7 protein-coding genes and 1 pseudogene are annotated in these 8,653 nt (G+C 53.2%); 5 read left to right on the top strand and 3 right to left on the bottom strand.

Going from position 1 to position 8,653, the window contains the following annotated elements; genetic code table 11:
- Positions 1 to 378: pseudogene (locus GTF44_RS22310) on the bottom strand (ISL3 family transposase); the annotation flags it as partial.
- A gap of 651 nt (positions 379 to 1,029) precedes the next feature.
- Here GTF44_RS22310 and GTF44_RS21535 point away from each other — a divergent pair.
- The 4 genes from GTF44_RS21535 to GTF44_RS21520 are packed head-to-tail and all read left to right on the top strand — an operon-like array spanning position 1,030 to position 5,721.
- Positions 1,030 to 2,379 (top strand): 3-phosphoshikimate 1-carboxyvinyltransferase, encoded by a 1,350-nt coding sequence (locus tag GTF44_RS21535; RefSeq protein WP_171563408.1) that lies wholly within the window; start codon positions 1,030 to 1,032, stop codon positions 2,377 to 2,379.
- Between the two features lie 18 nt (positions 2,380 to 2,397).
- Positions 2,398 to 3,726: a 3-phosphoshikimate 1-carboxyvinyltransferase gene (gene aroA / locus GTF44_RS21530; protein WP_171563406.1), complete on the top strand. Its 1,329-nt coding sequence runs from the start codon at positions 2,398 to 2,400 to the stop codon at positions 3,724 to 3,726.
- Positions 3,727 to 3,752: 26 nt separating this feature from the next.
- Positions 3,753 to 5,303: an asparagine synthase (glutamine-hydrolyzing) gene (asnB, locus tag GTF44_RS21525; protein ID WP_171563404.1), complete on the top strand. Its 1,551-nt coding sequence runs from the start codon at positions 3,753 to 3,755 to the stop codon at positions 5,301 to 5,303.
- 34 nt (positions 5,304 to 5,337) lie between these two features.
- Positions 5,338 to 5,721 (top strand): ectoine synthase, encoded by a 384-nt coding sequence (locus GTF44_RS21520; RefSeq protein ID WP_171563402.1) that lies wholly within the window; start codon positions 5,338 to 5,340, stop codon positions 5,719 to 5,721.
- Positions 5,722 to 5,724: 3 nt separating this feature from the next.
- Here GTF44_RS21520 and GTF44_RS21515 read toward each other — a convergent pair whose 3' ends face one another.
- Positions 5,725 to 6,630, bottom strand: coding sequence for a DMT family transporter (locus tag GTF44_RS21515; protein WP_171563400.1), 906 nt, complete (start codon positions 6,628 to 6,630; stop codon positions 5,725 to 5,727).
- Positions 6,631 to 6,736: 106 nt separating this feature from the next.
- On the opposite strand from GTF44_RS21515, the gene GTF44_RS21510 reads away from it, so the two are divergent.
- A complete protein-coding gene (locus GTF44_RS21510; protein WP_171563397.1) occupies positions 6,737 to 7,627 on the top strand; it encodes a LysR substrate-binding domain-containing protein in 891 nt (296 codons plus the stop codon).
- 182 nt (positions 7,628 to 7,809) lie between these two features.
- On the opposite strand, the gene GTF44_RS21505 is transcribed toward GTF44_RS21510, so the two are convergent.
- A complete protein-coding gene (locus GTF44_RS21505; RefSeq protein WP_253261411.1) occupies positions 7,810 to 8,547 on the bottom strand; it encodes a hypothetical protein in 738 nt (245 codons plus the stop codon).
- Between the last annotated feature and the right edge of the window lie 106 nt (positions 8,548 to 8,653).

Here is an 8,653-nt window from a genome sequence, read left to right as displayed (position 1 = left end):
CCGCTTCAACTGGCGCAGAACCGTATTGTCGCTGATGGGCATTCCCGACCGATGCAATAGTCTTTCAGACGGGCTCCCACCCATTCCATGGCCCACAAGCCCCACGATTTCAGCCATTCTCGCAGTCCGATGCGCATATGGTGGCGCAATCGCTGGATGTCGGTCAGAGAACGTTCTTCGCCTGCATTTCGGGTGTCGGCACTGCCAGCGTGTGAGTGTCATCCTCACCGTCACCGTGCATCCCTGGTTCGGCAAATCTGTCAACCGGCGGGCGCGTTGGCCGTGACGGTGGCGGCTTCGGATTCCGCAATCAGGACAGATACCAACTGGTTTTGCTTCAACAAAAACAACCCAGGCTTCGTCATCTTGAAGGGTGATGCCCTGAACTTTGACCCCAGGACCGGGGGACCATGTTGATTTGGTATGCATGGCCGCAGGCTATAGTTCACAAGGGCTCAACTATCACACACTTTGAAGAAGAACCCATTAAAGTGCCAAGTGACAACGGACTCGTCTCGCTTTTGAAACAGAATGGCTTTGATGTTGAACCGACTACGGTTCCGGGTGATTAGGAATGATCAGATTTGTGTTCTGAAGTATGTCCGCTGGCTCAAGGTGGAATCCAATTCTAGCCTTTGGCGCATTCAATAAGCACTACGGTCGCTTAAAGTGGCAACTCCTGAGGATTGCCATTGCAATCGATTTGTGAAGACTGCGTGAACAAAGCCCAAAATGGTTCAATTTTTCTCATTTTGGAACGTAGCAGCTTTCCGCACTCTACTCTCACAACGGGAAAGGTTCTTAGATTTCGAGCCGTTCAATTGAGCAAAGCGCCGAAACAACCTGGGCTTAGTGAGTTCAACCCCAACCTGTATCCAAAATTCTAAACAGCTCTATAGCAACCACAACTTCGGTGACCTAGCATTTTATCGCTACCTTCAACCTGTACGAGAACGTGAGTGTCGCCATAACCAGGTTCTTCGCGCCGGGTCGGCATCGACCGTTCTCTCACTTGATGGGAGTAACGTCATGAATGTCACCGTCTATCCCGCAGCTCGGTTGAGCGGGGCAATAGAGTTGCCTGCATCCAAGCCGCACATGCAACGCGCGCTGGTTTTTGCCCTTCTTTCTGAAGGCCAGATGAACATCCATCATCCGTCTTGGTCTTCTGAAACGGAAAGGTTGTTTGAAGCTGCTCAGAGACTTGGGCTTCAGGTGGTCGCAAATGACAAACAAATCCTGACATTGATCGGAACTGCAGGGCAATTCGAGCGGTGCGATGACCCATTGGGCACCGATGGATCAGGATTCATGTTCCGAACCATGGCGGCATTGGCCTGTACGCAAGAGACGCCAATAGAGCTGCTGGGCCGCCTGTCGATAAAACAGCGGCCCATCCTCCAGTATCTCGGGTTCGTGAAGGACTTTGGTGGATCTATCGAAGATCGCAGCGACGATCAATTCGTGAGATTGCGCATCACCGGTGGCCCCGACTTCGGCGGCACGACCGTCGTTGATACATCACAAACCTCTCAGTTTTTGACTGCGCTTTTGTTGATCGGTCCGATGTCCAATCAAGGCTTGACGCTCAAGACCGCCAGTCAGCGCATGGTGGGTGAGGGCTACATCGATCTCACAACCGAAATGATGGCGGAACGCGGCTGTCCAGTCGTCAAAACAGAAGACGGATTTCGCGTCGGAGGCGGTGGCTACAGCGTCGTTGATGCTGAAATTCCATCGGACTTCACCGCACTGTCCTACATGATGGCTGCGGCTGTTGTGGTGCCTGGAACGGATATATCCGTTCCAAACTATCGGCCGTCGAAAATGACGAGCGAGCGCGATTTCTTTGAGGCGTTTTCCAGACTTGGAGCTAAGTCAAAATTCGATAGCGCCACGCGCGATTTGCGGATCTGGCATGGGGACCCATCGGCCGAAACAGTGGTCATCAATGGCATGAACATCCCAACAGTGACGCCCGCATTGTGTGCGGCAGCATGTTTCGCGGACGCCGATGTCACATTGCATGGAGCTGGTCACGTGAACCTGCACAAGTGTCAGCGGCTCATGGTGATGGTGCAACAGCTAAAGTCCATGGGATGCAAAATCGAGCCACATTTCACAAACCAAGGCACCATGGACGGCTTCATCGCTCGAGGTAAGAGCAAACCGGGTGGAGGGGTTGCTCTTAGGAGCTATGGCGATCACCGGGTGCTTGGATCTCTGTTCGCGGCTGGTCTTGGTGCTGCAAATTCCATCGACATCGATGGCGCGCAAAACATGCCCGCTGGCTATCCAGCCTTCTACGACGAGATCCGCAAGATTGGGGCGTCATTCGACTTGGCGCCCTCCCCTTCGGAATTGTCCAAAGCCTCATGAACTGAATCGAGGATCATCATGTCACTACAAGAAGCCCCTCGCCTACAGATTTCAGCAGCGACAAGCCTGAAAGGTCACATCGCACCTCCATCGTCGAAAAGCACGTCCACGCGATCTGTCCTTGCCGCGACCATGGCCAAAGGTCGAAGCGAAATTCTCAACATCGCCAACAGCGCAAACGTCAAAGCTATGATCAGAGGCTGCGAACACCTGGGCGCGCAATTCACGTTCGAAACAAACGGAAAGTTGCTTGTCGATGGACCTGGCTTCGATCATTTCAATGACGAGACCACCATCGACGCGGGCAATTCGGGGATTGTGCTGCGGCTCCTCCTGGGTGCGACGGCAAAGCTGACAAACGTCTGCTTTGTCACGAAGTACGAGGAGTCGCTCGGATCCCGCTCCAACCTTGAAATGATGGAGGCGCTGCAACAACTCGGTGTGCAATGCCAATGGAAGGACATCGATGGCAAATTGCCGATATGTCTTGACGGCTCGGACATCCATGGGGGCGACATCACCATATCTGCCCGGAAAAGCTCACAGTTTTTGAGCGGCCTGCTGTTCCTGGCGGGTGGGCTCGAAGAGCCCGTAAGAATTACGGTGAGCGATGAACTCAAAGCCCCGGATATGGTTCGCACCACCATCGCCGTGATGCAGCGCTCGGGCATTGCCGTCATGGCAAGCGACGACCTCATGAGTTTTGAGATCAAGCCCGGCACCGTGTTTCATCCAACCACGCACGTTATCGGCTGCGATCCAGCCAGCACAGCTGCATTGTTGGCTGTCTGTTCAGTTGTGCCATCCGACGTGCGGCTTGTTTCCTACCGCGAGGAAGAGCTTGGGAATGGTGCCGTGATCAACCACCTCCGCAATATGGGGGTGCAGATCGAGCAGTCAAATGACGAACTGCACATCAAAGGGGGCGGCAATCTGAAGGCGCTCGATTTCGATGGCTCCCTGGCGCCCGACGCTGTTCTTCCGCTCGCGGCCGTGTCAGCCTTCGCAGAAGGCACAAGCCGTTTCACGAACATTGAGCATCTTCGCTTCAAAGAGTGCGATCGGATCAGCGATTATCGCGCTGAGCTAGAAAAGATGGGCGTCTCCACCGAGGAAAACCACGATGAGCTGATCATCCATGGATCTCCAAACGGTGTGGAAGGTGGCGCAATCATAGACGGGCATTTCGATCACGGCGTGATCATGGCGCTCACAGCCGTAGGTCTCGCAAGCAAACAAGGCGTCATCATCGACGACCCTTGTCACGTCGCTCAAACCTACCCCGACTTTTTCGATGACCTGGCTTCCATTGGTGGCGGTGTCACCACTGTTGTAGCTGCCGCCTAGACCGAAACCAAACGGAGGGAGATGCCATGTGTGGCTTCGCAGCGATGATAGAATGCCCACCCGCCTTTGGTCCGGTGTCATCAGATAAACGGGCGCAACTCGATACATCGATCAACGCCATGTTGGAAACCTTCAAACACCGCGGGGATCCAGAATACTTTGGTGAAACCTTGATTCTGGGCAATGTGGCCCTCGGCACAAATCGCCTGGCAATCGTAGACCGTGACCACGCGCGCCAGCCCATTTCGGATGTCTCAGAGACGGTCTGGGTGTCATTCAACGGTGAGATCTACAATCACGCTGAACTACGCGCTGAGCTTCGCTCAATCGGCCACGCTTTCAAGACGGACTCTGACACCGAGGTCATCGCGGTTGGGTATATGGAATGGGGCATCGATGTTCTGAACCGTCTAGATGGAATCTTCGGCTTTGTCTTGATCGACAAATCGACAAATTCGTTTCTCATCGCGCGCGATCACATTGGCATCAAGCCGGTTTATTACGCCCGATCAGGCAGTACCTTCTATGTGGCATCGGAGCAAAAGGGTCTCATCGGTCTTTCGCAAGACATCATGACCTTGGATCCTGGATGCTACATCAGCGACGGACGCGTTGGGCGTTATTTCGACATCGACAGTGCAGCGACAGCCATCGCCATTCATGGCAGCGAGCGGGAGCAAATCGGCGAGTGTAAGCGGCTTCTCACGGAGGCCGTTCGTAAGCAGGTGCAGACAGACTTGCCCGTGGCCGTGATGTTCAGTGCCGGCATCGACAGCACCTTGATGCTGCATCTCGCCCGGCTGTTCCATGGCAACGTCACAGCTTTCACAGTCGGCGTAGACGGTGCCACCGATGTGCCTCTTGCAGAGCAATACTGCCGGGATCACGGCATTTCTCATCATGTCTATCAGCTTTCAAAGGAGGAGCTGGTCGAAACTCTGCCCGTTGTGGCCACGGCGGCTGAGTTCTTTGAGGGGATCGATGCCATCGACGCTTGCGTGGCATATTTCGGCTACCGCATGGCCCGTCAGAAGGGCTTCAAAGTGGCCCTTTGTGGCGAAGGCAGCGATGAAGTCTTGGCCGGATATGACCTTTTCAAAAAGCACTCCGATCCAGAGACACTGAAAAGATATCGTGTCGGCAATCTTCACAGAACCGATCTGCAACGTGTCGATCGGGCCAGCATGTTGAATTCCGTTGAAGCGCGCGTGCCCTTCTTAGATCGTGAATTCCTGTCCTTCGCCTATCATCTGCCGATGTCGATGAAGATCCGCAATGGTGTTGAAAAATGGGTGCTGAGAGAGGCGTTTCGGGGCGACTTGCCGGACTATCTGATAGATCGGCCGAAAGTCAGGATGCCCGAAGGCAGCGGTGTCAAAAACATACTCATGGACTTTGCCGCGGACCAGGATTGCACGGTCCCCGCTGCGACACGCCTCGCGCTCGGCCTTGACACACCGCAATCGCAGTTCTTCGCGTCTCTCTATCTGGCAGCGGGCTATCCAGTTCCAGAAGAGAGGCACAGATTGCCAGGACGCGACTATTCCGAAAACGGCTATTTTGCCTTCGCATCCTAGAATTGCCGCCTCATCACAAACTCAGGAGACCACTATGATTGTCCGCTCGCGCAACGAAATATTGAATGGGAAACGCGATGTGAATTGGGGGCAAGGACAAAGCCGCCGGTTTCTTTTGGAACGTGACGGCATGGGTTTTACATTGGCCGAAACTACCATCCCGGCGGGCGTAGATATCACCCTCGCCTATCAAAATCACCTAGAGGCCTGCTTCTGTGTCGAGGGTGAAGGGCTTGTTAAGGATCTGGCAACCGGCGACGAATACCCCCTGCGCGAAGGCGTCATGTATGCCTTGGATAACAACGACGAACATCGCATTGTTTCGATAAAAGATATTCGCCTGATCAGTGTGTTTACACCTGCATTGACCGGCCATGAGAGGCATGATCTCACAGAAGAAGGCGCTTCGTCTTACTAACGCTCAGCTTGCGCCTTCATCCTTCGTCACGAGCACCAACCCAGCAATCACCATAACGGAACCACCGAGAAAGGCAGGGGTGATTTCATCACCTAGGATCTTCCAGCTAAACATCACCCCAAAGATCGGCGCAAGGAACGAGTATGCAGATAGCTTCGATGCTGAATACTGTTTCAGCACCCAGAAGAAGATCAGGTAGCTCGCAAACGCCACCAAAAACGATTGAAACCCCAAAGCCCAATAGGTGTCCACCTGTTGGGGGACTATCCATGTTTCCCCAAGAGCGAGCGATAGAATGGGCAGCAAAACAGCTGATCCCAAGAGTTGAAAGTATAGCGCCGCACTTGCTGGCACATGGATCAAGCTAGTTGTTTTTATGAGTAGAATTGTCACCGCCCAAGCCGCAGCGGCACCCAGAGCAAAGAGGTCACCAGTGAAGTTTCCATCATGACCGGAATTGCCGCGCCAGAGGACCAGAGCCACGCCTGCAAAGGCTGTTGCAAGCCCAATGGTCCCAATTCTGCCGATGCGTTCTTCAGGCAATATGAGAGCCGTTCCAGCGGCAATCATAATCGGCGCTGTGTAGTACAGAATTGTGCCACGAGATGCTGTGGTGAGGTCCAAACCAACGAACAGCAAGGCAAAGTCGAGGGAGAACAAAGCACCCAGGGCCGCCGCTTGCCACATAGACACTCCCATCTTCCAGGGTGGGGTACCGCGTATCAGGAACCAAATGGTCATCAATGTGGCCGCGACGATGGATCGAAGAGCTGCTTGATAGATCGGCGACAGTTCCTCGTTCCCGATCTTAATCGCAACTTGTTGTGCACCCCAAACCGCAAAAACCGCTATCAGCAAGCTGAATACCCACGAATTGGCTCGTCGCTTGTCGATACCCGCAGAAAACACTTTTGGTCCTTCATGAAGCTAACACAGAACCAAGTGCTAATGCTGTTGAACGCCAATGCCTAACTAGCTAAACGTAAGAGGTGTTTAGCAAAACTAACGAGGTAGAATGACTGCCAAGCTGCCCTTTGAAGCTCTCCGAACTTTTGTATATGCCGCGAAAAGTGGGAGCTTCCGCTCAGCAGCTGAATCGCTACACATCACGCGGGGTGCTGTTACCCAAAGAATCTCCATCCTCGAGACCCACCTTGGCGACAAACTGTTCTCTAGGACACCGCATGGAATTGAATTATTACCTGCTGGCGATAAATTGCTTAATCAGATCTCAGGGTCTGTTGAAATCCTTGAAGAAGCGCTTTCCTCGCAAGTTGTCAACAGACGACTTCGTATCCAAACGGTATCTAGTTTTGCAAACCTTTGGCTAATTCCTCGCATAGGCAGATTCAACCAGATTTTTCCTGACATCGAGGTCGTAGTCCAAACGACAATCTCTTTAACTAACCTCTCCAAAGGAGGAGTGACTGCGGATGTCGGGCTTAGATACGGCACAGGAGACTATCCGGCCTTGAGCTCTCACAAGATCCTGCAGCCTAGTGTTTGCCTTATCATAGCAACAAGCCTTCTAAATGGCGTAATTGTGGATTCACCGCACGATCTTTTATATCAATTTCCACTCATTAGAGGTTCCGGAGATTCAGAATGGGACACCTGGCTCCAAATGTTCGATGTGTCCCAGTCTCAACTGGCTTGGGGGGCGCTGTTGGAAGATGACGCTAACGTTCTAAACGCGGTCCTTGCAAAACAAGGTATTGGAAGTGTTAGAGACATTTATCTTGCAGATCTTATCTCGTCGGAGAGAATTACGGTAATAGCGAAAAATGAACATCCTGAAGAGGCATTTTACCTCGTGGGAAACCACGATCGCCTCGCCCTACGGGACGCCCGGTCATTTCATCGTTGGCTCCTAGAAGAAGTGAAGAAATCCCCAAGTCAGGTGTAGCTGTTAAGAGAGGATAAAATTCGTCCCAAGTCTTGATTGAGACAGACTTTCACACGCTTCTGTACATACTTTCAGCGTTTTAACGTATTCTCAAAATCGGCCTCGGCCGTAGGTTAGCGATGCTAGGCGGACCACGTCGATCTTTTGACGTTTCCAAAGCACGAGTACGAGCATCGAGGCACTTAGTAAAGCAGTCGCAAAAACCCCATTGCGGCGATCAAACCGAGAATGTCGGCGAGTGCTCCACTGACTATGACAGGCAACGAAAAGCCAGAGTAGGCATAGACGAACAAGCCCGCCGTCGCTCGTGCCCTGTCATCCGGTGACCGCAATGAAGCCTCAGCCAAGGCAGCAAGATATGTGAACCCGTAGCTTGCGGGACTTGTGATACAGGTGCCGATCAGGACCAACAGTAGCGTTTTGAACCAAACCCCAGCGACGAGCACAAAGAAGCCGAGCGGGACCAGAACGAAGCCGAGAGCAAGCGCTCCATCGTTCGTCATACTTCGCGCCATCGGTTGGTAAAGGAAGCCAACAAGAATTGCCAGAAAAATCACAAGTCCGGTCCAGCTTCCGAGGTCGTTCGCTGCCAATTGCAGAGGAACGGCAGCAATTGTCATCCCAGTCGTCGCCCACGCAAGTGCATCAGCCCCAAACACCCATGTGCCAGCCGGGAAAACCGGCAAGCGCAAAAGGGTGATACGTCGCGGCTGATCGACACGAGGTAGTCCCAGTGCGGTTGCCGCGAGAACCGGCGCGATCCCAAACAGAATGAGATAACTTGCTGGTAGAAGCGTCGGTCCTTGCAGGCTTAAGCTGATGCCGGTCGCCAGTGCACCACCTCCAAATCCAAGCGATGTCGCGGAAGTGACAACGAATGCCGCAGTCTTTGCACTTGTCTCTCCAAGGATTTCAGTCATGTACGCCGCTCCAGCCGTCGTCGCGAGGCCCGTTCCAATTCCTAAAAGAAAGGTTCTTCTTCAAAGTGTGTGATAGTTGAGCCCTTGTGGACTATAGCCTGCGGCC

Origin of the sequence: Roseobacter sp. HKCCD6576-2 (genome assembly GCF_013179285.1) — a bacterium.
GTDB classification, from domain to species: Bacteria; Pseudomonadota; Alphaproteobacteria; order Rhodobacterales; family Rhodobacteraceae; genus Rhodophyticola; species Rhodophyticola oceani.
Note: the sequence above shows the minus strand (reverse complement) of the source record. Positions and strands in the feature narration are given on the sequence as shown.